The 22,368-nt window shown below is 70.6% G+C and carries 19 protein-coding genes; 10 read left to right on the plus strand and 9 right to left on the minus strand.

All coding sequences use genetic code 11. From position 1 onward, the window contains the following. Nucleotides 1-3: 3 nt before the first annotated feature. The 6 genes from AB0395_RS13510 to AB0395_RS13535 are packed head-to-tail and all read left to right on the plus strand — an operon-like array spanning nt 4 to nt 6,569. The gene (locus tag AB0395_RS13510; protein WP_366280369.1) at nt 4-924 is read left to right on the plus strand and encodes an ABC transporter permease subunit; all 921 of its coding nucleotides are present in this window, start codon (nt 4-6) and stop codon (nt 922-924) included. Next, nucleotides 912-1,772: an ABC transporter permease subunit gene (locus tag AB0395_RS13515; protein WP_366280371.1), complete on the plus strand. Its 861-nt coding sequence runs from the start codon at nt 912-914 to the stop codon at nt 1,770-1,772. Before AB0395_RS13510 ends, AB0395_RS13515 begins: the two co-directional genes overlap by 13 nt. Beyond that, nucleotides 1,769-2,905, plus strand: a complete 1,137-nt coding sequence (locus AB0395_RS13520; RefSeq protein WP_366280373.1) for an ABC transporter ATP-binding protein — start codon at nt 1,769-1,771, stop codon at nt 2,903-2,905. The genes AB0395_RS13515 and AB0395_RS13520 overlap by 4 nt, the downstream gene beginning before the upstream one ends. Continuing rightward, complete coding sequence (locus tag AB0395_RS13525; protein ID WP_366280374.1) at nt 2,895-3,686, plus strand: HAD family phosphatase; 792 nt, start codon at nt 2,895-2,897, stop codon at nt 3,684-3,686. Before AB0395_RS13520 ends, AB0395_RS13525 begins: the two co-directional genes overlap by 11 nt. Nucleotides 3,687-3,722: 36 nt before the next feature. Then, nucleotides 3,723-5,549, plus strand: coding sequence for a serine/threonine-protein kinase (locus tag AB0395_RS13530; RefSeq protein WP_366280376.1), 1,827 nt, complete (start codon nt 3,723-3,725; stop codon nt 5,547-5,549). Between the two features lie 57 nt (nt 5,550-5,606). After that, the gene (locus AB0395_RS13535) at nt 5,607-6,569 is read left to right on the plus strand and encodes a quinone oxidoreductase (protein WP_366280378.1); all 963 of its coding nucleotides are present in this window, start codon (nt 5,607-5,609) and stop codon (nt 6,567-6,569) included. A 55-nt stretch (nt 6,570-6,624) separates the two neighbouring features. On the opposite strand, the gene AB0395_RS13540 is transcribed toward AB0395_RS13535, so the two are convergent. From AB0395_RS13540 to AB0395_RS13550, 3 genes are read right to left on the minus strand one after another with little or no spacing between them, the layout of a single operon-like run. Beyond that, complete coding sequence (locus AB0395_RS13540; protein WP_366280379.1) at nt 6,625-7,806, minus strand: helix-turn-helix domain-containing protein; 1,182 nt, start codon at nt 7,804-7,806, stop codon at nt 6,625-6,627. After that, nucleotides 7,806-8,606, minus strand: a complete 801-nt coding sequence (locus AB0395_RS13545) for an ABC transporter permease subunit (protein WP_366280380.1) — start codon at nt 8,604-8,606, stop codon at nt 7,806-7,808. The genes AB0395_RS13540 and AB0395_RS13545 overlap by 1 nt, the downstream gene beginning before the upstream one ends. Then, nucleotides 8,575-9,495, minus strand: a complete 921-nt coding sequence (locus AB0395_RS13550; RefSeq protein WP_366280382.1) for an ABC transporter ATP-binding protein — start codon at nt 9,493-9,495, stop codon at nt 8,575-8,577. The genes AB0395_RS13545 and AB0395_RS13550 overlap by 32 nt, the downstream gene beginning before the upstream one ends. 181 nt (nt 9,496-9,676) lie before the next feature. Here AB0395_RS13550 and AB0395_RS13555 point away from each other — a divergent pair, with 181 nt between their 5' ends. Further along, nucleotides 9,677-10,546, plus strand: a complete 870-nt coding sequence (locus AB0395_RS13555; RefSeq protein WP_366280384.1) for a patatin-like phospholipase family protein — start codon at nt 9,677-9,679, stop codon at nt 10,544-10,546. A gap of 96 nt (nt 10,547-10,642) precedes the next feature. After that, a complete protein-coding gene (locus AB0395_RS13560; RefSeq protein WP_366280386.1) occupies nt 10,643-11,677 on the plus strand; it encodes a 1-acyl-sn-glycerol-3-phosphate acyltransferase in 1,035 nt (344 codons plus the stop codon). Between the two features lie 55 nt (nt 11,678-11,732). Here the strand turns inward: AB0395_RS13560 and AB0395_RS13565 are convergent, their stop codons facing one another. The 6 genes from AB0395_RS13565 to AB0395_RS13590 all read right to left on the minus strand — a co-directional run bounded on the left by AB0395_RS13565 (nt 11,733) and on the right by AB0395_RS13590 (nt 20,514). Next, nucleotides 11,733-15,095 carry an NACHT domain-containing protein gene (locus tag AB0395_RS13565; protein ID WP_366280387.1) on the minus strand — a complete coding sequence of 1,121 codons (3,363 nt, stop codon included), beginning with the start codon at nt 15,093-15,095 and terminating at the stop codon, nt 11,733-11,735. A gap of 191 nt (nt 15,096-15,286) precedes the next feature. Beyond that, nucleotides 15,287-15,496: an SHOCT domain-containing protein gene (locus AB0395_RS13570; protein ID WP_366280389.1), complete on the minus strand. Its 210-nt coding sequence runs from the start codon at nt 15,494-15,496 to the stop codon at nt 15,287-15,289. 15 nt (nt 15,497-15,511) lie between these two features. After that, a complete protein-coding gene (locus AB0395_RS13575) occupies nt 15,512-17,038 on the minus strand; it encodes a cobyric acid synthase (RefSeq protein ID WP_366280391.1) in 1,527 nt (508 codons plus the stop codon). Nucleotides 17,039-17,587: 549 nt separating this feature from the next. Next, nucleotides 17,588-18,571 carry a cobalamin biosynthesis protein gene (locus AB0395_RS13580; protein WP_366280405.1) on the minus strand — a complete coding sequence of 328 codons (984 nt, stop codon included), beginning with the start codon at nt 18,569-18,571 and terminating at the stop codon, nt 17,588-17,590. Between the two features lie 16 nt (nt 18,572-18,587). Next, nucleotides 18,588-19,340 (minus strand): aminoglycoside phosphotransferase family protein, encoded by a 753-nt coding sequence (locus AB0395_RS13585; protein ID WP_366280393.1) that lies wholly within the window; start codon nt 19,338-19,340, stop codon nt 18,588-18,590. A gap of 733 nt (nt 19,341-20,073) precedes the next feature. Then, on the minus strand, nt 20,074-20,514 hold the full coding sequence (locus AB0395_RS13590) for a winged helix-turn-helix domain-containing protein (RefSeq protein ID WP_366280395.1): 441 nt from the start codon (nt 20,512-20,514) through the stop codon (nt 20,074-20,076). A 209-nt stretch (nt 20,515-20,723) separates the two neighbouring features. Between AB0395_RS13590 and AB0395_RS13595 the strand changes: the two genes are divergently transcribed. Together AB0395_RS13595 and AB0395_RS13600 are read left to right on the plus strand one after the other, a co-directional pair. Next, nucleotides 20,724-20,933: a hypothetical protein gene (locus tag AB0395_RS13595; RefSeq protein WP_366280397.1), complete on the plus strand. Its 210-nt coding sequence runs from the start codon at nt 20,724-20,726 to the stop codon at nt 20,931-20,933. A gap of 98 nt (nt 20,934-21,031) precedes the next feature. Further along, a complete protein-coding gene (locus AB0395_RS13600) occupies nt 21,032-22,213 on the plus strand; it encodes a helix-turn-helix transcriptional regulator (protein WP_366280399.1) in 1,182 nt (393 codons plus the stop codon). Nucleotides 22,214-22,368: the final 155 nt, after the last annotated feature.

Below are 22,368 nucleotides of genomic sequence, written 5' to 3' on the forward strand. Positions count from 1 at the left end.
TCCATGGCGACCGAGATCACGTCCGGCCCGGGTGCGGCCGGGGACGGCGTCCGCGCCCGGGCAGGGGGGCGGGCGGCGAAGCGCGCCCTGCCCCCGAGCTGGCCCGCCGTCGTGCCCCTGCTGGTCTTCGTCGCGCTGGCTTTCGGGATCCCGGCGGTCGCGCTGCTGCTGGGCGCGTTCACCGTCACGGACCCACGGACCAGGATCTCCTCCCTGAGTACGGCCAACCTGACGGAGAGCCTGCGGGGCAACTATCTCGCCACCCTGCTCGGCAGCGTGCAACTGTCCGCCGTGGTCGCGGTGCTCGGCGCCGTCCTGGGCGCCTTCCTCGCCCAGGCCGTCGTGACCTCCCGGTCCAGGGCGCTGCGCGAGTCGGTGCTGTCCGCCTCGGGCGTGCTGGCCAACTTCGGCGGGGTCCCGCTGGCGTTCCTGTGGGTCGCGACCCTGGGCAACTCCGGGGTGGTCACCAGCGCCCTCGGGCTCGGCGAAGCGGGCTGGAGCCTCTACAGCTTCTGGGGCCTGGCCCTGGTCTACATGTACTTCTCCGTGCCGCTGATGGTGCTGGTCCTGGTGCCCGCCCTGGACGGCCTGAAGACGCAGTGGCGGGAGGCGGCGAGCAACAGCGGGGCGACCGCCTGGCAGTACTGGCGGTACGTCGGCGTCCCGGTGCTGGCCCCCTCGCTGCTCGGCGGGGTCGTGCTGCTGTTCGGCGGCGCGTTCGCCGCGTACGCGACCGCCGCGGCGATGACCGGCAGCACGGTCCCGCTGGTCACCCTGCAGATCGCGGACGCCCTCACCGGCAACGTGCTCATCGGGCACGAGAACATGGCGCTCGCGCTCAGCCTCGACATGATCGTCGTCGCGGGCCTGGTCATGGCGGTCTACCTGCCACTGCAGAGGAGGAGCACCCGATGGTTGCGGTGACGCCGATCCTGGACACCCCGCGTGCCGTCTCCCCCGGCAGGCCGCGGCGGGTGCGCCTCTGGCGCGGCCTGGTGCTGGGGGTCGCGGCGGTCTACTTCCTGGTCCCGATGGGCACCTCGTTCTGGTTCACCGTCCACAACGAGCGGCAGGGATTCTCCCTCGACGCCTACCGGCGGATCCTGTCCGCGGAGGGCTTCGGGACGAGCATGCTGCTGTCGCTGGCGCTGGCCGCCGTCACGATCGCGGTCGTGCTCGGGCTCACGTTGCCGGCGATGCTGGCCGTACGGCTCGGCGCACCCCGGCTGCGGCCGGTGCTCGAGGTTGTCTGCACGCTCCCGCTGGTGGTGCCGCCGATCACGTTCGTCTCGGGGATCGGCACGGTGCTGCGCTGGGGTCCCGACTATCTGGCCGCGACGCCGTTCTGGGCGACCCTGATCGCGATCCAGAACGAGACGTTCCCCGTCGTGCTGGTGCTGGCCTACGTGGTGCTGGCGCTGCCGTTCGTCCACCGCTCCCTGGACGCCGGGTTGCGCGCGATCGACGTGCGGACCCTCGTCGAGGCGGCCCGCAACCTGGGCGCGTCGTGGCCGCACGTGGTGTTCCGGGTGATCGTCCCCAACCTGCGCTCCGCCATCGCGGGCGCCTCGTTCCTCACCCTCGCGCTGGTGCTCGGCGAGTACACCGTCGCCGCACTGCTCGGCTACCGGACGTTCCCGGTCTGGATCGTGACGGTCGCGGGCTCAGAGGGGCAGCTCTCCGTCGCCGTCTCGCTGCTGAGCCTGCTGATCATCTGGTTGCTGCTGCTTGTCCTGTCCGGTGCGGGCGCCAAACGAAGGAGTTCGTCATGACCGCCGGTGTCGAGTTCCGGGGGCTGCGGCGCGTGTTCGGCCGTACCGTCGCCCTGGACGGCCTGGACCTGACCGTCGCGCCCGGCGAGCTGATGGCCCTGCTCGGGCCGTCCGGCTGCGGCAAGACCACGGCGCTGCGATGCGTCGCGGGCTTCGAGCACCCGGACGAGGGCTCCGTGCTCGTGGACGGGGAGGACATCACCCGCAGACCGGCCAACCGCAGGGACGCGGGCATGGTCTTCCAGTCCTACAGCCTGTTCCCCAACCTCAACGCCCGCGACAACGTGGCGTTCGGGCTCCGGGTCCGCAAGGTGCCCGCCGCCAGGCGCAACGCCAGGGCGGCCGAGCTGCTGGAGCTGGTCGGGCTCGGGGCGCACGGCGAGCGCTACCCGCACGAGCTGTCCGGCGGCCAGCAGCAGCGCGTCGCGCTGGCCAGGGCGCTGGCGCCGGAGCCCCGCGTGCTCCTGCTGGACGAGCCCCTCTCCGCGCTGGACGCCAAGGTCCGCGTCACGCTCAGGGAGGAGATCAGGCGGCTCCAGCTCGACCTGGGCATCACCACCGTCTTCGTGACCCACGACCAGGAGGAGGCGCTGTCGGTCGCCGACCGGGTCGCGGTGCTGCGCGCGGGGCGGCTCGAGCAGTGCGCCGCGCCCGCGGAGATCTACGATCGGCCCGCGACGCCGTTCGTGGCCGAGTTCGTCGGCACGATGAACCATATCCCCGGCCGCCTTTCCGGCAGGGAGGTCACGGTCCTCGGCCTGCTGCTCCCCGTCGACGGCCCGCTGCCCGCCTCGCCCGAGGTGGACGTGCTGGTCCGTCCCGAGGCCGTGACCGTCACCCCCAGCCCCGAGGGCGGAGCGCTGATCGTGGCGTCGTCGTTCCGCGGTTCCTCGGCACGACTGCGGGTGCAGCTGGGCGAGCTGGAGATCCTCAGCGACGTGCCGGGCCACGACGCGGTACGACTGGCACCCGGCACCCGGGTGGAGCTCGACCTCGTACGGCGCCCAGTCCTCGTCGCCGAACACACCCGGCACACCACAGGCACCACGGGCGCCTCAGCCGTCTCGGCGCCGGCCACCGCCCAGGGCGACCGGCAGGTCACGGGCTCAGAGGACCCCGCCGGTGTCGGCTGAGCTGCACGCCGTCCTGTTCGACATGGACGGCACCGTGGTGGACACCGAGGGGCTGTGGCGGCAGGCGTGCGCCGCGGTCGCGGCCGAGCTGGGCCTGGAGGCGGCCGAGGTCGACGCCGGGCACGTGCACGGCCGCCCGGCCGAGCACACCGCCACCCACCTCGTGCACCTCGTACGGCGAAGCCGCGACGCGCCGGCCGAGATCCCTCCGATCCCCGGCGGCCCGGCCACCTCCCCCCGTGGAGAACCCGCCAGGCCAAAGGAGGCGCTCACACACTCCATCGGCGGGGAACCCGTGGCCCCCGGCGAGACGAGCGTCGCCCGGGTCAGCGCGCGGCTCACCGAGGAGTTCGCGAGACGGATCGCGGGCGGGGTGATCCCGCTGCCCGGCGCGATCCGGCTGCTGGACGACCTGGGCGCGGCGGGCGTGCCGACCGCCCTGGTCACCGCCTCCTCCCGGCGGATCGTCGATCTCGTGCTCCGCACGGTCGGGGTGGCGCGGTTCCGTCTGGTCGTCGCCGCAGAGGACACCGTCCGCGGCAAGCCCTCGCCGGATCCCTATCTGCGCGCGACCGCCGAGCTGGGCGTCGATCCCGCCCGCTGCGTGGCCGTCGAGGACAGTCCCGTCGGCCTGGCCGCCGCCTTGGCCGCGGGGTGCAGGGCGGTGTCCGTCTCGGGTGATCCTGCCGTGCCGTACGGCGTGCTGTCCGTGAACAGCCTGGAAAAGATCGACGTGGAGCTGCTGCGTCTGCTGGCCGCGGACAAGATCTCGATAGGCTGAGCTCTTCATGTAACGGTGCGTGCGGTAGGTGTGGCGGTGAGCGATCTGAATGCGGGCGAATCCTTCTACATAGGGCGATACCGCGTGCTCAGCCAGCTCGGCAGAGGTGGGATGGGCACGGTCTACCTCGGCGAGGCACCCGACGGGCAGCAGGTCGCCATCAAGGTCATCAACCCCGAGTACAGCCGGCACGATCAGTTCAGGATGCGCTTCCGCCGCGAGGCCGACGCCGCCCAGCGGGTCCGCAGGTTCTGCACGGCCGCCGTGATCGAGGCCGCGCTCGACGGCGACCAGCTCTACGTCGTCACCGAGTACGTCGCGGGCCCCAACCTGGAGGAGGCCGTGCAGGCGGAAGGGCCGCTCCGCGGCTCCAGCCTCGACGCGCTCGCGGTCGGCGTTGCGACCGCGCTGGCCGCGATCCACAGCGCCGGAGTCGTGCACCGCGACCTCAAACCGTCCAACGTGCTGCTCTCCCCGGTCGGCCCCCGGGTGATCGACTTCGGCATCGCCCGCGCGCTGGACACGCTCGGCGGGATCACCGGAACCGGCGAGATCCTCGGCACGCCCCGCTACATGGCGCCCGAGGCGCTGCGGGGCGAGCCGGTCTCCTCCGCGTGCGACGTCTTCTCCTGGGGCTGCCTGGTCGCCTTCGCGGCGAGCGGCAAGGCGCCGTTCGGCGGGGAGAGCCTGCCCTCGGTGCTTTACCAGGTGCTCAACACGGAACCGGCCTTGGAGGGCATGGAGGACCCACTGCGCGAGCTGGTGAGCCATGCCGTCGCCAAGGCCTCCGGGGACAGGCCGACCTCCCAGCAGATCCTCGATCACCTGGTCGGTCGCTCGGCCGCGCCGGAGCAGGCCGCCCACTCGGTGTGGGCCGCCTGGCAGCAGAACCCGCCCCTGACCACGCCTCCCACGCCTCCCACGCCTCCCGCGCCGTCCTCGGTGACCCCCGTGATGCCGTTCCAGTACCCCGCTCCCCTTCCCTCGGGGACGGCCCTGTGGGCGGGAGCGGGGTACGAATCCCCCTCGGGCGAGACGATCCCGCCCGCGGGAGTGCCCGCGCGGCGGTTCGGATGCAGGAGGAAGACGGTCGTCGGGGCGACGGTCGCGGCCCTGGTCGCGCTGACCGGCGGAACCGGCCTGTATGTCGCCCTCTCCTCCGGCGGCCCTCCCGGGGGGCTTCCCCTGCTCTACCAGGAGGACTTCACCCAGAGCGGGAACGGCTGGGACGGCGGCGTCTACGACGGCCCCGACGACAGGTACGGCTACTCCCCCGAGGGCTTCTACGCCGTCGACGTCGACGGCGACCATCCCGTGGGGCGTAAGAAGGCGCCGCTGGGCTTCCTGGCCGTCCCGCCCGCGACCTCCGACCCCTCGTCCGGCCCCACCCCGGTCATCCCCGACCGGTTCCTGCTGGGCGTCGACGCCGGGGTCCGCCGCGGCAGCAGCGGACCGGGGGAGTATGGGCTGTTCTGCCGCGGCGAGGACGACTACCAGGCGACGCGCTACGAGTTCCTGCTGGACACCCAGGGCACGGCCCGCATCCGCAAGACCGTGAAGAGCGGTGGCGGCGAGCTGATCGGCCCCGTCGAGGCCGACGTTTCCGAGAACGGGCCGGTGCGCCTGCAGGCCGAGTGCGCGGGCGGCCCGGACGGCGTGCGGCTGACCATGTGGGTCGACGGCGACCTGGTCGGGACCGTCCTCGACGCCAACCCGCTGTCCAACGGGCAGGTCGGCGTGCTGGCCCGGGTCGGCGAGAGGAGCGAGGCGACGCTCAGGGCCTCGTTCGACAACTTCACCATGCACGGCATCCCACGCGAGACGATCTCCTCACCGAAGTCCCCTGACGGGAACAGGGAGTGACCTGTCAGAGGTTGGGGACGATCGAAGCACCCGCCTGAGCAAAAGGAGTTCAGCACGATGCGTGCCATAGTGGTCTCCGCAACCGGTGGCCCGGAGGTCCTCACCTACACCGACCAGCAGCCCGACCCGGAGCCGAACCCCGGTGAGGTGCTGATCGACGTCGCCGCCAGTGGCGTGAACTTCATCGACGTGTACCACCGGCTCGGCCGCTACCCGCTCTCCCTGCCCTTCGTCCCCGGCAACGAGGGCGCGGGAACCGTCGCCGCGGTCGGCGAGGACGTCGTGGGAGTCTCCGTCGGCGACACGGTGGCCTGGTCCGGCGTGATGGGCAGCTACGCCTCGCGGGCCGTGGTTCCCGCCTCCCAGTTGCTGGCCGTACCCGAGGGGATCGCGGCGGAGGTCGCGGCGGCCGTGATCCTGCAGGGGCTGACCGCCCACTACCTGACCCACTCGACCTACCAGGTGAAACCGGGCGACGACGTGCTGGTGCACGCCGCGGCCGGAGGCGTCGGCCTGCTGCTCACCCAGATCGCGAAGCTGCGCGGCGCCCGGGTGATCGGCACGGTCTCCACGGAGGAGAAGGAAACGCTGGCCCGCCAGGCGGGCGCGGACGAGGTCCTGCGCTACGACGGCTTCGCCGACGCGGTCCGCGAGCTGACCGGTTCCGGGGTGCACGTCGTCTACGACGGCGTCGGCGCCGCCACCTTCGAGGCGAGCCTCGCCTCACTGCGCCCGCGCGGCATGATGGCCCTGTACGGCCAGGCCAGCGGCCCCGTTCCGCCTGTCGACCCTCAGGCCCTCGCCAGGGGCGGCGCCCTCTTCCTGACCCGCCCCGCCCTCGGCCCCTACGTCGCCACCCGCGACGAGCTGGCCTGGAGGGCCTCCGACATCTTCGGCTGGGTGGCCTCCGGCGACCTCAAGGTCCACATCTCCAAGCGCTACCCGCTGGCCGAGGCGGCCCAGGCCCACGAGGACCTGGAGGCCCGCCGCACGACCGGCAAACTCCTCCTCCTGCCCTGACCTTCCTGCCCCGGCCGTCTTCCCCTCAGGCGGGCGGCCGGGCCGGTTCGCGGGATCAGGGCAGGGGATGCGCGGGCCAGTCCAGCAGGCGGGCGCCCAGCACCGCCGTCTCCAGGGTGAACCGCTGGGTCGGGTCGTCGGGGGAGAAACCGGTGAGGCGGCGGATCCGTTCGAGACGATAGGTCACCGCCCTGGTGCTGACGCCGAGCCGCCTGGCCGCCGCGGTCTGGTTGCCCTGGGCGGCGAAGACGGCCTCCAGCGTGGCGAGCAGCGGCTCGGGGCCGCCGCGCGCGTTCAGCAGGGGGTTGAGCACGGTCGCCACGAGGTCCTCCATGGCCGCCCTGTCCCGCAGCAGCACCGGGAAGACCAGCAGGTCGGCTGCCCTGAGCACCGGCGCCCGCAGCCCGAGCCTGTCGCCGAAGCCGATGGCGTCCGCGGCCTCCCGGTAGGAGGTGACGACCCCGCCCGGGCCCCGATGCGGCCGTCCGAGGCCGACCCGCCAGCCCGGGGCGAACGACTGCCTCACATGGTGGGTGAACTCCCCTGCGGCGACCGTGAGGCTGCCCGGCGTGACGCACACGAGTGTTCCCTCCCTGGCCGCGATCAGCACGTTGTGCGACCCGAAGCGGCCGACCATCACCTCCTCGATCCGCCGCACCAGCGCCGTGGTCTCTCCCACGCCACCACCCGGCTCCCCCGCGCCACCGCCCGGCTCCCCCGCGCCACCGCCCGGCTCTCCCGCGCCGCCAACTGGCTCCTTCCCCGGGCGGGCGACGGCGACCACGTAACTCTCCGCGAGGCTCAGGCCGAAATGCGCGGCGCGCTCCGCGAGCCTGTCGGCGCGCCCCTGGAGCAGGTCGTCGACGAACCTCCTGCGTTCCGCCTCCTCGTGGCGCAGGGCCAGCCGCTGGGCGTTCTCGTACCCCTCCATCAGGGCGGAGACCACGCGTCTCAGCGCCGGGAGCGGAACGGACCTCGCGGCCCCCACGGCCGGGCCCGCCGCGACGCCCGCCCCCGTAACTGTGCCCAGGTCCGCCGCGATGTTCACCACCGTGTTCGCCACGGTGTTCGCGGCCAGGTCCAGCGTGGCCTCGACCAGCGCACGCACCGTCGTCCCCCGCTCCGCGGCTCGCGCGCCGACCGCACGGCAGTCGTCCAGCTCGGCCCTGACGGGCAGCCTGCCCGTCGCGGCCGCCTGCCGGAGTGTCCTGAGCGGGCCGCCGAGCAGCTCGTCCATCAGACTCCCACGTCCCGGCGATCGAAGGCGAGCATCGCGGCCAGCAGCAGCAGGACCGTCACACCCGCGAGGACACCGTAGTCCCCGAAGGGAAAGCCCTGGTAGAGGGGTTTGCCGTCCAGGTAGTAGTGGAACGGCGAGAGCCAGCGCAGCCAGGAGATCGCCGCGACGTCACGTCCGAGGGTCTCGACCACGTAACCGCCGACGGCCCACACCCCGGTGACCGCCAGGGCCAGACCCTTGCGCCCCGTGGCCGCGCCGACGGCCACGGTCACCGTGCCGAACAGCAGCACCAGGAGATAGAGCCCGGCGTGCGCGGCGGCGATGTTCCCCAGGGGCACGCCCATGCCGTTCGCGGCGGCCATCCCCGCGACCAGCGCGAAGGTGACCAGCATCACACCCAGCAGGCCCAGGACCAGCGCGGCGTAACGCTCCAGGACCAGCCTCCTGCGATCGATCGGCAGCGTGAGGGTGAGTTCCAGCGTTCCCGTCTCCTCCGGCTGGGCGACCACCCGGTTACCGAGGACGACCGCGCACATGATGAGCAGCAGCGGGCCGAACAGCTGGTAGGCCACGACCTGGAGATATCCGGCGCCGGTCGTGAAGTTGTCCAGACCGCCCATCAGGTCCTTCAGTGCCCCGGGATACTTGGCCGCCGCCGCGCGGCCGTACAGCTCGGGATCGCTCGTGATGGAGGGATAGACCGACAGGTAGAGCAGCAGGAAGGCGCACAGGCCGATCGTCCAGCCGATCAGCGCCCGCCGGTAGTCACGCAGGCTCTTGGACACCAGCGCGGGCATGTCGCCCCTCCTCGTCGCTGTAGTAGGTCAGGAAGATCTCTTCGAGGTCGGGCTCGGCGCTGGCCATGTGCACCACGGTGAACCTCGCCGCGGCCTTGATCAACGCGTCGGGACGGCCGTCCAGGGTGCAGCGCACGCTCGGCCCCTCGACGCGCAGGTCCCGCACCCCGGGAAGGTTCTCGAACGCCTCGGGGGGGACCGGCGCGTCGAAGTGGAACTCGACCCGGCGCACCGCCTTCTCCCGCAGCGCGGCGACGTCCTCGACCGCGACCAGCCTGCCGCCGCGCACGATGCCGACCCGGTCGGCGACGTCCTGCACCTCGGCGAGCACGTGCGACGACATGAGCACGGTCCGCCCCGAGGTCCGGACCTCCCTGACCATGGCCAGGAACTCCTGCTGCACCAGCGGGTCCAGGCCACTGGTCGGCTCGTCCAGGATCAGGAACTCCGGTTCGTGCATGAACGCCTGGATGAGCCCGACCTTCTGCCTGTTGCCCTTGGAGAGCTTGCCCATGGGCACAGAAAGGTCCGCCTCCAGGCGCTCGGCCAGCGCCTCGATCCGCCCCTTCGGCACGCCGCCGCGCATCGCGCCGAGGAAGGCGAGATAGTCGCTCGCCCGCTCCCTGCCCTCCAGGGTCAGCTCTCCCGGCAGGTAGCCGATCCGGCCGCGCACCGCCGCGTCGCGGGGATCGGCGCCGAGGACGGACATCCGGCCGCTCGTGGGCCGGATCACGTCGAGGAGCAACCTGATCGTGGTCGTCTTCCCCGCACCGTTCGGTCCGAGGTATCCGAACACCTCTCCGGGGTGGATCCGGAGGTCGAGATCCTCCAGTCCCCGGCGTTTACCGTAGAACTTGGTAAGTCCTTCGGTTTCAACCACCTCTGTCATGTCCCCGATCGTGCCCCCGAGGCCGCCGTCCCGGCCATGACCGGACCTCGACAGTTGAACGCCCGTTCGTTGCCAGGTTCCGGAACACGCCCTGCCCACGAGTGGCCTGGCCCTCCACCGTGCCGACGCCCCGAAGCCGCGCGGCCTTGAGCGGCGCGCGAAGCCGTCTATCGTGAAAACCATGAACGTGGACACGGCCTTCGTGCTGGGCGGCGGAGGCGTGCTCGGCGCGCACGAGGTGGGCATGCTGCGGGCGCTCGATGAGGCGGGCATCAAGCCGGACGTGATCGTCGGCACGTCCGTCGGCGCGCTGAACGGCGTCGTGCTCGCGGCCCACCCCGGCGACGCGGTCGCGCACCTCACCTCGCTGTGGAACTCAGACGTGGTCCGCACGGCCTTCGCCGGGTCGTGGATGACTCGGCTGTCCACTCTGGCCAAAAGCGGCACCCACCTCCACTCCCCCGAACCGCTGCGTGACCTGCTGACCCGGACGCTGCCGGTCTCTCGCATCGAGGAGCTGCCGGTGCCGTTCCAGTGCGTCGCCGCCTCCGTCGAGCACGCCCGCGCCCACTGGTTCACCAAGGGCCCGCTGGTCGAGGCGGTCCTCGCCTCGTGCGCCGTGCCGGGCCTGCTCCCGCCGATCCGCGTCGGGCACGAGCACTTCCTCGACGGTGGCCTGGTCCACAGCATCCCGGTCGGGCGCGCGGTCGCCCTCGGCGCCCGCCGCGTCTACGTCCTGCACGTCGGCCGGATCGAACGACCCCTGACCGTCCCGCGGCGCCCGTGGGAGGTCGGTCTGATCGCCTTCGAGATCGCCCGCAGGCACCGTTTCGCCGAAGAGATGGCCGCACTGCCCGACGGCGTCGAGGTCCATGTCATGCCCGCGGGCGCCGAGACCCGGCCCGGGGTCGACCTCTCCCAGCTCCGCTATCGGGATTCGTCGCAGATATCCGGATATATCGAACGCGCCTACGACGCCTCGTCCCGCTACCTCGCCCGGCAGCCGTGTCCCGAGCCCCCCAAGCCCCCTGAGGCTCCCGAATCCCCCTGAGACCTCCCAGGTTTCCGGCATATGCGGTATCGCCGCACTAAAACTTTCTATGTGGGCATATAAAGATCCGTATGGGTCGGCAGGAAGGAGACCGTCTTGCTCCCTCCTCGCATCGTCCGCCGCCTGGTCCTCGCGCCCCTGCTCATCGCGCTCACCGTGATCGCGGTGATCACGCTCCCGGTCTGGCTGCTGGTGGTGACCGCCGCCTCGCTGCGCCTGCCGCCTCCGCAGCGGCGCGGCACCCGGCTCGTCTGGTTCGCGGTGGCGTGGCTGACGCTGGAGTCGATGGCGCTGGTCGCCTGCCTGTGGCTCTGGATCGTGAGCGGGCTCGGCGGGCGGCTCAACCACGACGAGCACCAGGAGCGGCATTACGCCCTGGTCAGGTGGCTGCTGGCCGGCGTGTACGGCGCGGCCGTACGGATCTTCGGGCTGAGCGTCGAGATCGACGAGCCTCGGGCGACCCCGGAGGAGGTCTCCCGCCGCCTCACCCGCCCGGTGGTCGTCCTGTCCCGCCACGCGGGCCCCGGCGACTCCGTCCTGCTGGTCCACCACCTGCTCACCCTGTACGACAGGCGCCCGAGAATCGTGATGAAGGCGGCCTTGCAGCTCGACCCCTCCCTGGATGTGATGATCAACCGCCTGCCGAACGCCTTCGTTCCTCGCGAGGCGACGACGAGCGGCATCGTCGCCGAGATCCGCCGCCTGGCCTCGGACATGGACGCGGACGACGCCCTGGTGATCTTCCCGGAGGGCGGCAACTTCACGCCGAGACGCCGCTGGCGGGCCATCCTGCGGCTGGAGCGCAAGGGCCTGGTCGAGGAGGCCACCCGCGCCCGCGGCCTCGAACACCTCATGGCCCCCCACCCCAACGGAGCCATCGCCGCCATCGAGGCCTGCCCGGCCGCCGACGTGATCTTCGTCGCCCACACCGGCCTCGACGACCTGGTCACGATCGGCGACATCTGGCGCAGGCTGCCGGTGCGCGCCAGGATCAAGGCCAGGTGGTGGCGGGTGCGGGCGGAGGACATCCCGCGGAAGCGCGAGGCGCAGATCAGCTGGCTGTTCGACCAGTGGGAGACGATCGACGCCTGGATCACCGAGAACCGCCCGGCGCCGGTCTCCCCCGCCTGAGCGCCCAGGCGGGCCGGATCCCGGTGCGGAGATGCGCCGGAGACGGCGGGCTCCGTCACCCGCGCTGAACCTTCGCGGTCCGGTGGAGCAGGTGGACGTTGCGCAGTGCCTGACCGGGGTCGGCTATCACGTTGAGCCTCGGTTTGCCCGAGAGGGGAGCCAGGTCGAGGGTGGGGGCCGTGCCCCGCAGGTCGATGTCCCGCAGCGCGTCCAGGGACGCGAGCGGCGAGAGGTCCGTCCCCCAAGAGGAACCCGTGAGAAAGAGGGTGCGAAGCTCCCGGAGCGCGGCCAGCGGACCGAGGTCGGAGACGGCCGAGTCCGTGAGAATCAGGGTCTCGAGCTTTCGCTGCCCGGCCAGCGGGCCCAGGTCCGTGACCTCCGGACAGTCCGACAGGGCCAGAAGGGTGAGGTCGAGGACGTTCAGCGCCCCCAGGTCGCCGACGGAGGTGTCCCACAGGCGAAGGTTGACGAGTCCGGGACAGTGCTCGGCGAGAGCGGCGAGACCGCCGTGGACGTTCAGGAAGCTGACGTTGAGCCTCCCCAGACGGGGAAAACTCGCGAAGAACGCCGCGTCCGTCAGCTGGTTCGCCCCGTAGAGGGACAGGGTGTCCAGCTCGGTCTGCCGGGCGACCGGACCGAAGTCCCGGACCCGTTCCACGTTGCTGAGAACGAGCGAGTCGAGCCGGGGCAGGGAGTCGAGGAAGCCGAGATCCGCCTCGAAGTCGAGGTTCCGCAGGCTCAGACTCCGCAGCCCGGACAGACGGGCGAGGAGTCCGAGGTCGGCGGAGCGCCGCACTTGCATGCCGATCGACAGATGCTCCAGCTCGGCGGGGAACGCCACCTCGCCGAGGTCGGCCTCCCCGACGGAGTCCAGGTGCAGCCAGCGCAACGACGGCAGGTGCCGGAGGAACCCCAGGTCGTCGATGGGGAAGTCGTCCATGGACACGTGGAGGGATCTGAGACGCCCCAGGTGCTGGAGAGCGCCCAGCTGGCGCGGGTTCTCGATGGTCAGCGCGCTGTCGAGCAGGACCGCGTCCGCCAGGACCTCGGCGGAGTACCGTTCCGGGTCGAAGTAGTTCCACCCGGCGATCAGCTCCTGCTGAACCTTCCAGCGCGGATCCTTCCGGTATCCCGCGAGCTTGCGCAGGGCGTCGGCGCCGTTGATCAGCCAGCAGGTCCGCACCGTCGCCGCCGCCCTCGCCTGCGACAGCCCGCCCAGATCGTCGGGAAGGCGGCGGAGGATCTCCTCGCCCGCCAGCGCGAGCACCCTCGCCTCCGCCGCGTTCCTGGGCGGGATCACTGTGGCCAGGCACGCCTCGACGCGGTCCTCGAGATCGCGGGGAAGCTCCTGGATCGTCTCCAGGCAGCCCGCGACCAGCAGCCGCAGCCTGCGCCCGTGACGGTCTTCTTCGTCGATCCGGTCGAGCAGGCCGCGCAGCAGCTCGTGCCGTACGGGGGCGTTGGCGTGCCCGGCGGCCATCACCACGGTCTCCCGCCACTGGTCCAGGTGCGCCCGCTCGACCAGCGGCTCCACGTAGGCGTCGTCGACGGCCTGCTTGGCCGCGAGATACTCCTGCACCGTCCGGTGTACGAAGTCGATCCGCCCCGGCACCGGCTCCCTGACCACCCCGCTGCGCTGCAACAGGTGATCGAGCACGTCCCGCGCCGGCGCGTTCACCCTGGGCATGGTCCGGATCTTCTCCTCGACCCGCCTGAGCGCCGTGGCCGTGGACAGCTCGGAACGCCCCCACACCGCCAGCTGCCAGGCGAGATCCTGCAGCACCCTGACCTTCTGCTCCGGTTCGAGCACGACCTCTGCGGCGATCCCCCGCTCGGCGTCCCTGCGCTCAAGCAGCAGTTCGAGCGCCGCCGCGTAGAGCCCCATCCGGTTGCGCGGCAACTGCTTGCCCCGGTCCAGGTTCAGCGCGCAGAGCATCGCCGCGAGCAGCGGGGAGGAGGCCAGCGTCTGCAGGTGCGGGCTGCTCTCGAACCTGGCGAGCAGCGCGCCCTCGTACTCGTCGAGCCTCTCGGACGCGCACGGCAGGCTCCTGGAGCCTCGCATCGCCGTGTGCCACTGCCGTACGAGCTCTCGCAGGTCCGACGGGGTCATCGGCTCCAGCGAGATCGAGGAGAAACCCTCCTCGCTCAGCCAGCGCGCGTCGGCCGCCGCGGGGCGGGAGGTCACCACGGTCACGGTCCCGGGGTAGGCGGCCAGCAGGCCGCCGAGCCACTGCCTGACCGCGGGCCGATGCCGTACGGCCAGCTCGTCGACCCCGTCGACGAACAGCAACGCCCGACCCGCGTCGAGCACCCGGTGCGCCCACCCGTCGGGCATCCGCCCCGCGACCGGTCCCGCGACGTCGGCGAGGAAGTCCTCAGGACCGGGCAGCCTGCCCGAGGGGTGGCTGCGCAGCTTGACGACGAACGGGACGGAGCCGTTCCACCCGGCCAGCTCACCGGAGAAGCCACCGCGCGCCGCGGTCACCGACAGCCAGCGCAGCAGCGTGCTCTTGCCCGAGCCCGCGTCTCCCCGCAGCAGGACCCGCCGGGAGCGGCCCAGCGCGCTCTCGACGCGCAGAGTGGCCGCCTCGCGCTCGCCGGTCGTCTCGGTCAGCTCGGCGAGGCGCATCCGCTCTGGAGCGCGTTTCCTCGCCGGATCGTCCGCCGAGACGCTGAGGCTGATGTAGGCGACACTCAGCGTGGCACGGGGGCGGTAGTTCTCCACCCGGACACCGAACAGCTCCACCTCGTCGAGGGTCGTGCTGAGATGTTCGAGATAGCGGCGTTCGAACTCCTCGTCGTCCTGGGTGCCGGAGGGCGCGTCGAGCGAGCGCACGGGCAGGCGGGCGAGCCCCGAGGCGATCTGCTGACCGAGCGCGGCCACCTGTTCCTCCACGGAGGAGAGGCGGCCGAGGACCTCGCTCGCGGCCCGGGGAAGATACTGCGGGAGCTGCTGGACGATGCGGACCAGGCAGTCGAGGCACTCGTCGAGCAGCACGTCGTACAGCCTGGCCCCGGCCTCGCCGAGCTGCCTCACGGGGTCGGGGAGCCCGGCCCTGAGGTTTCCCGCGAGCTTGACCGGGTCCATGTCGGCGGCCATGAGAGCCCCGTCCGAGAGATCGGCGGCCTCAAGGGTCGCCACGACCTCGTGCAGCGCCGCCGTCCTGTCGTCCTCCGTGAGACCGCGGTACTCCTGCTCGACGAGCACGGCGAGCCGCCGCTCGACCCCGTCCGCGATGGCTCCGAGCTGGCGTTCGAGGCTGCGCCGTACGAACCGGTCGGGGAAACCGCTGCGGATCAGCGTCGCGAGGTCGGCGCCCCGCTCCATCCTGGCCGCGCGGGTGGCGAGCCCCTCCCGCATGGCGCGTTCCGCGACGGCCTTCCCCGCGGCGGCGACGACCGCCTCCAGTCCGGACATGCTGCTCCTCGGCACGTTGTGGCATTCGTCTCCAAGGATCATCGAAAAAGCCGCAACGTACTGAGAAATCCGTACAACCATGGACCGTTGCCGCCCGGAAGGGGCGACGGGCTGACGGCGTCGGGGACGTGAGCGGACCACGTTCCGCCCCGGGCTCGCGGGGCTGCCGGTGCCTTGGACGGTCCGGCGGGCTACCAGTCCTGGGAGAGGCCCGACATACGGCGGAGATACTCGTCCTCGTCGATCTCCCCCGCCGCGTAACGGCGTTTGAGGATCTCACGCGGATCGTCGAGGGCGGGCCGCCTGTCCCCCCTGAGGGCGCGCAGAAGCGGCCCCGGACGGAAGACCACCACGAGGACCACGGCAACGACGAGGAGGATCACCACGAGCCGGAGCATCATTCACCTTCCATGGCTCTATTGTGCGAGATTCTGCGAGAAGTCCGGTGCCTCACGCAAGGGTCCGCCCGGTGGCAGGATCGGCAGGTCCCGCGGAGCTCCGCTCTCAAGGACCCTGATCAGGGCATCGGTGTCCATGTGCCGTTCGACCAGGTCCCCCAGGGCGTCCAGCCTTTCCTCGCGCAACGCGGCGAAGGAGACGCCGGGAGCGGGGGTGAAGTCGCGCCCCGAGACGGCCGCGACGTCGGTGAGGAACGCCCTGCGGAAGTCGTCGTTCTCCAGTGCTCCGTGCCAGGTGGTGCCCCAGACCGAACCCGAACGGCAGCCGTCAAGGAAGGGCTCGCCGCCCTCGGCCGTCACGACGCCGTGGTGGATCTCGTAGGCCTCGACGCGGCAGCCGTACGCGCTGCCGACCGGACGGCCCAGCGTCTTGTCCGCCGCGAACTCGACCGTCGCGGGCAGCAGGCCCAGCCCCTCGACCGTTCCCGCCCCCGACTCGACCTCGTCGTGGATGGTCCTGGCGAGCATCTGGTAGCCACCGCAGATGCCCAGCACCGCCCGTCCCCGTAGGGCGTCGGCCAGCCCGTTCGCGCGCAGCCAGGCCAGGTCGGAGACCGTCGCGCGGGAGCCGGGCAGCACGACCAGGTCGGCGTCGTCCAGCTCGGCCGGGGAGGCCACGAAGCGCACCGTCACACCGGGCTCGGCGGCGAGGGCGTCGACGTCGGTGAAGTTGGAGATGCGCGGCAGCCTGACCACGGCGACACGCAAGGTCTGGCCGCCGTACGACGCGTGCGTGCCGGTCACGGGCCGGTTGGGCCGGTTGTCCAGGGCCAGGGAGTCCTCGACGTCCAGCCAGAGGCCGTCGAGCCAGGGCAGCACGCCGTACACCTCGCGGCCCGTCAGGTCTTTGATCATGTCGAGGCCGGGCGCGAGGAGCTCGGGCGCCCCTCTGAACTTGTTGATCACGAAACCGGCGATCAGCGCCTGATCCGCGGGCTCCAGGAGGGCGACCGTCCCGTACAGCGAGGCGAAGACCCCGCCCCTGTCGATGTCCCCTACCACGATGACCGGCAGATCGGCGGCACGGGCCAGGCCCATGTTCGCGATGTCGCCCCTGCGCAGGTTGATCTCCGCCGGGCTGCCCGCTCCCTCGCAGACCACCACGTCGTAGGAGCCGCGCAGCCGTTCGAGCGCCTCGACGGCGATCCGGCGCAGCCGCTCCTTGACCTCCCAGTACTCCATCGCGTCGACCTCGGCCAGCGGCCTGCCCATGACCACGACCTGGCTGCGCCGGTCGCTGCCCGGCTTGAGGAGGATCGGGTTCATGTCCGCGGTCGGCTCGATGCCGCACGCCGCGGCCTGCATCGCCTGGGCCCTGCCGATCTCGGCGCCGTCCGCGGTGACGAAGGAGTTCAGCGACATGTTCTGGGCCTTGTACGGCGCGACCTTCACGCCTTGTCTGGCCAGCCAGCGGCAGATCCCGGCGGTGACGACGCTCTTGCCCGCGTCCGAGGTGGTCCCGGCGACCAGCAGCGAGCCCCTCACGCGGCGGCCGCCGCGCTCGTCCGGGGGGCGTCCTGGGGCGTCCCGCGAACGGGCGACGCGGGGCGGGCAGGCGGCATGGAGCACACAGACAGCACGGACAGCACGGACAGCACGGAGGCCGTGGACACTATGGACGCCGTGAACGCCGCAGACGCCGTGGAGCGCACAGGCGGCGTGGACGGCAGATGGCTCTCCGGGGGGTCGACAGTCATGCTCACAGCATGACGTGCGGCACGCCGTATCGCCCACCCAGGGCATCCCCGCCGGAAACCAACCGCCTCGGAACCCGCCGACCCGAGTCCCATGGGTCCGGCAGCCCCATCCGGCAGCATGGCCCGGCAGCGCGATCCGGTGACATGGTCCGGCAGCCGCCCCCAGGTGGCCCGGGAGCCCGCCGAGCCCAGGATCAGCCGTCTCGGAGCCCGTCGGCCGGAGACACGCCGGTCCCGGAGCTGTCGGTTCGGGTTGGCTGCCCCAGACCAGCCGATCCAGGGTGTCCAGCGATTCCAGGGTGTCCAGCGATCCGGGGGCGCCGATCTCCAGTGCCGGTCACCGGCGCGAGCGCAGGAACACCGTCAATACGGCCACGCCCGCCGCGGCGAGGCCGACCGCCCGTGCCAGCCGTACGGAGCGGCGGACGTCCCCGACCAACGGTTTCGGCCCGTCCCCCATCTCGGGCCGGTGCTCGACGCGGTCGCCGTAGACGTTGGTGCCGCCGAGCGTGACGTCGAGCGCCCCGGCGAAGGCCGCCTCACAACGGCCCGCGTTCGGGCTCGGGTGGCGGTGGCCGTCCCTGCGCAGCACCCTCGCCGCCTGAGTGGCCGAGCCGCCTGCCAGAGGGGCGCAGAGGACCGTGAGCAGGCCCGTGATCCGCGCCGGGACGAAGTTGACGACGTCGTCGAGCCTGGCCGCGGCCCAGCCGAAATGCTCGTAGCGGGCGTTGTGATGACCGACCATGGCGTCCAGTGTGTTGATCGCCCGGTAGGCCAGCAGCCCGGGGATCCCGGCGACCGCCCCCCAGAACAGCGGTGCGACCACGGCGTCCGAGGTGTTCTCCGCGATCGACTCGACCGTCGCCCTGGCCAGCTCGGCCGACTCCAGCAGAGAGGGATCACGTCCGCACAGGTGCGAGAGCCTCCCCCGCGCCCCAGCGAGGTCGTTCGCCTCGAGGAACTCCGCCATGGCCATACCCTCGCGCCCCAGCGTCGTGCCGCCGAGCACCGCCCAGGTCGCCACCGCACTCAGCGCGCCCCGCAACACGGGGTTCCCCGTTCTGGCCGCGGCCACTCCCAGCAGCGCCACCGGGCCGACGCACAGCACAACGTAGCCGACCCCGGCGGGGCGGGCGTCGCCGTACACCCGCTTCTCCAGCGCTGCGGCAGCCTGTCCGAACAGGGCGACCGGATGCCCGCGCCTCGGGTCCGCGAGGACGGCGTCGGCGACAACCCCGGCGAGCATCCCCAGGGCCTCCGCCCGTCCCCTTCCCTGGCGGGTCCCCGAGGCGGACCGGCCAGATCCGGCTCCCGCCGACACGGACCGGCCGGACTGATCAGACGAGATGGGCATGGAGCCGGTCCTGGTTCTTCTCGAGCCAGGCGCACGCCCGGCGGATGCGCGTACCCGCGCCACTGTCCCACATCCGGGCCCAGCCGCCGCCGAGAGCGACGGACTTGCTGCGCATGGCGAGGTAGGAACGGTCGAAGCGGACCCGGGCGAGGTCCAGGAGACGGCGCCGGTCGCGTGGGGCCAGGCCGTACGCGTCGCAGAACAGCCGCAGCCGCGGCCCGACCTCGAGGGAGACTTGGAGCGGTTCCAGATCGGCAGGGTCGGCGATCGGAGCCCAGTGCCGCAGGGTGGTCACCACGTCGAACAGCCGGGTCGTCGGCCTGGCCATGTCGAAGTCGATCAGCGCGGCGGGCAGCCCGTCACGGAAGATCACGTTGTCGAGGTTGACGTCGCAGTGCCCGACCAGCTCGGGAGCCGCGTCGTCGTTGGACCCCGCCTCCCAGACGGCGTGCGGCGGAGGGACGAACCCGGCGGACGCGTCATGGAAGCGCCGCAACAGCACCGCCAGAGCGGTCAGCGACTCGTCGGTGACCGCGTACGCGGGCAGCGGCCTGGGCGCGGACTCACCCTCGACATAGGTCAGGACCTCCCTGCCCTGCCCATCGACCCCCACGATCCGGGGCGCTCCGTCGAACCCCGCCGCCTCCAGGTGACGTAACAGCGCGTGCACCGACCGCGTGGAAGCCCGGGTGGGCCTGCGGACGGTGTCACCGACCCGCACAACCCCATCGGTCACATCACCGCCCAGCAAGGGAATTTCCTCTTGGACTGTGGCGGCGAACATGGCATACGAGCCTAGACCGGTCCACCCACCCAGGCGAACGATTTCCGGTGAAACACCCGGCGAACTGCAGATCACCACCAGCACGCCCGCGCCACCGGGCAGATCTCCCTCGGGTACACTTCCCTGGCCGCCATCGCAACCCGAGCGTTCGCGCGCCGGTCGCCCGCCCGTGAAGTGATCCTCACGACACAGACGGAAATCCGATGCGTGGACACTCCCAGGATCATGCACAATTAGGCGGGAGCGCCCTTAGCTCAGCTGGATAGAGCACCGGACTTCTAATACTTTCAGCCTTCCTGTCCATGCCGACCTGCATCGATGCAGGTCGGCATTTGTGCGTATACGTGAAATCCGATGCTGTAGATTATCAAGATCCAAAGGTCACCCCGAAGGGAATCTCCTTACGCGATCACCCCAGACAGCAGTAGTGCATGACATGCCAAATTCGACAGTAGGCACTTGATGAAAATCGATCAGTGACAGTTCGGATCTGATCAGCTACGATCCGACATCGCAGCCGTGCAGCCACGTCAGGCGAGGGATGAGTACGCCGCATCGCCGACTCTGTCCAGCCCGAGGCAGGCAGCGGCGGTGCGGCCCCTTCAAGGGGAAAGGGCCACCCCGGCAGAGCTATTGCCGGGGTGGCCCGCCCTGCGGGGAGCATCCTGGTGCCGCTCCCCGAGCTCTAATTCGCAGCGTCTCCACTGCTGGGATGCATCTCAGTTGGAACCGCTAGGCGTGCCCGATCCGCAGGGATGACTTCTGGTTCTCCGTCAGGGTGCTCAACCACAAACACCGGAACACCTGGCGGTATGTCCCACTGCACCCGCTCTGCAGGGGTGGGCATGCGAGAAGTGATCTCCCCACCCGGCGGCAGGACGATCACCTGGATCTCCCGATCAGCGCGCACCCGAGTTCCCGAACCCCTCGTCGTGACTATCCGCCCCTCACTCCGTAGAACGTTGAGGGCGTCTCTAATGGTGTCGCGACCCAGGTCATGGATCTGCGACAGCCGGACTTCGCTCGGTAACCGTTCACCTGGACCATACTCACCGCGGTCGATTGCGTCCCTAAGCAGTCCAGCTAGCTGCTGGTAGATGGGTTCAGGTGAGCTCGGGTCGATCACGATCCTGCAGGCTAGGGCCTACTAAGTTCACCCTAAGTTGTGGCCCTAGGGCCACAACTTTGAGTCACACACGGCCCTGTATAAGCGGACACTTCGCCCAGCTGCCAGGTCTCGCCCGACGTGGAGTGCCAACTACCTGACAGGTCCGCACTGCAGCCGGGCAACTAAGGGGCGACGCTCGCTACCGGCGAGGCCAGGACGATCCAGCTATGGCCAGAGAGGACACGATGGGCCGCAAACTCACGCCCGAAGCCGCCGCCCGGCTCGCCGAGCAGAAAGCAGCGGAGCGAAAGGCCATAATCAGAAAAATCGTGGACGAAGCTCCGCCCCTGTCGATGTGGCAGATCTCGGTGCTGTCGCGCATCTTCGAGGGCGCTGCCGAGCGGATGCGCCAGCGAGCAGCAGAGGAAGCCAAGTGAGCAGCAACGGTCAAAGGAGAACCTGACGCTTCCCCCTGCACAGTAAAGGGCCCGCACCTTAGCCTGAGAGTTGTCGACTTCAGGAAGGTGCAGGACCCATGAACGACGGTAGCACCATTGGCATTCAGCTCAAGAGGATCCGAAAAGTCCGATCGCTGACCCAGGAGGAACTTGCCGATCGCGCCGGACTCAGCAGGGACATCGTCGCCAAGCTCGAACAAGGTCAGCGACGATCAGCGCGGGTGAGCACTTTGATGAAACTCGCCAACGCCCTAGACGTCGACCTGTCCGAGCTCACCGGCAAGCGCAACCGCATGAGCGCCGAGCACGAAGGCGGCGGCGTATTGGCGCTGCGAGATGCCTTACTGTCGCCCGCCCTCCTGCCAGGCATCGACGACGGCCACGACGGCGAACCCACTCCCCTGACAGACATGAGGGCCGCGGTGGACGACGCGTGCCGCCGCTACTGGGATGGTGATTTCCCGACGCTCGTTGCCCAACTGCCTGGGCTAATCGCTGAAGCGCGCCTCACCCACTCCGCCCTCGGTGAGACTGCGGTCTACCCGCTGGCCATGGCCTACGATCTCGCCGCCAACATGATGGTGCATTTCGGCCGAGACGACCTGGCCGCGATCGGTGCCGAACGGGCCATCACGACCGCTCATAGCGGCAACGACGAACTTCTATGGGCCACCTTGCACGCCACCTACTCATGGGTCCTGCTGCATCAGGCTCGCACCAAAGAGGCAGAGGACCTCGCCATATCCATGGCGACCCGGATTGAACCGTCATTTTCGGCACCCGCCAACCGCATTGCCGCTTGGGGCAACCTGCTCATGACCGCACTCGCTCCCGCAGCCGCCAGCGGCCGAGACGTGGCCGACTACATTGCGATGGCCGCTGCGGGAGCTGAGCGTCTCGGCCAGCGCACTCGCATCTACAACACGTCATTTGGGCCCGCCACCGTCGCTATGCAGGCAACGCACGCTTACGCCGTACGCAAGGAACCAGACAAGGCGCTACGTGCATCAAGACGCATCCGTCCCGGCGACCTCGCGGGCATCTCTTATGGCCGACACCTCCTCGATGTCGCTCAAGCACACCTTGATTCCCGCCACAGGGACGCTGCTGTTGAACGCATCGAAGAGGCCCGGGCGCAGTCACCAGTGTGGTTTCGCCACCAAGGAGTTGCCCGGTCGCTGGTCGAGGAGATCCGCGAGGCAGAGACGCGGCCCTCGCCCACGGTGAGGTCGTTGGCGAGGGCCCTCGATCTCAACTAGGACAGGGCGTCCTCATCGCCCGCCAAAAAAATCGATCATGAGGACACTCTGTCCCTGGTACTAGTGTCCTGCGCCTGAGATTCGTTGGCAGAAGCGGGCGAGGGAGTCGAGAATCTCTTCGGCTGTCTTGGTCCAGATGAACGGCTTGGGGTCGG

The organism is Streptosporangium sp. NPDC051023, from assembly GCF_040689595.1.
Classification (GTDB): domain Bacteria; phylum Actinomycetota; class Actinomycetes; order Streptosporangiales; family Streptosporangiaceae; genus Streptosporangium.

Excerpts from the sequence above, each read along its gene's own strand:
- AB0395_RS13510 (WP_366280369.1), top strand. The coding sequence starts at position 4 with ATGGCGACCGAGATCACGTCCGGCCCGGGTGCGGCCGGGGACGGCGTC.
- AB0395_RS13515 (WP_366280371.1), top strand. The coding sequence starts at position 912 with ATGGTTGCGGTGACGCCGATCCTGGACACCCCGCGTGCCGTCTCCCCC.
- AB0395_RS13520 (WP_366280373.1), top strand. The coding sequence starts at position 1,769 with ATGACCGCCGGTGTCGAGTTCCGGGGGCTGCGGCGCGTGTTCGGCCGT.
- AB0395_RS13535 (WP_366280378.1), top strand. The coding sequence starts at position 5,607 with ATGCGTGCCATAGTGGTCTCCGCAACCGGTGGCCCGGAGGTCCTCACC.
- AB0395_RS13540 (WP_366280379.1), bottom strand. The coding sequence starts at position 7,806 with ATGGACGAGCTGCTCGGCGGCCCGCTCAGGACACTCCGGCAGGCGGCC.
- AB0395_RS13545 (WP_366280380.1), bottom strand. The coding sequence starts at position 8,606 with ATGCCCGCGCTGGTGTCCAAGAGCCTGCGTGACTACCGGCGGGCGCTG.
- AB0395_RS13550 (WP_366280382.1), bottom strand. The coding sequence starts at position 9,495 with ATGACAGAGGTGGTTGAAACCGAAGGACTTACCAAGTTCTACGGTAAA.
- AB0395_RS13555 (WP_366280384.1), top strand. The coding sequence starts at position 9,677 with ATGAACGTGGACACGGCCTTCGTGCTGGGCGGCGGAGGCGTGCTCGGC.
- AB0395_RS13565 (WP_366280387.1), bottom strand. The coding sequence starts at position 15,095 with ATGTCCGGACTGGAGGCGGTCGTCGCCGCCGCGGGGAAGGCCGTCGCG.
- AB0395_RS13570 (WP_366280389.1), bottom strand. The coding sequence starts at position 15,496 with ATGATGCTCCGGCTCGTGGTGATCCTCCTCGTCGTTGCCGTGGTCCTC.
- AB0395_RS13595 (WP_366280397.1), top strand. The coding sequence starts at position 20,724 with ATGGCCAGAGAGGACACGATGGGCCGCAAACTCACGCCCGAAGCCGCC.
- AB0395_RS13600 (WP_366280399.1), top strand. The coding sequence starts at position 21,032 with ATGAACGACGGTAGCACCATTGGCATTCAGCTCAAGAGGATCCGAAAA.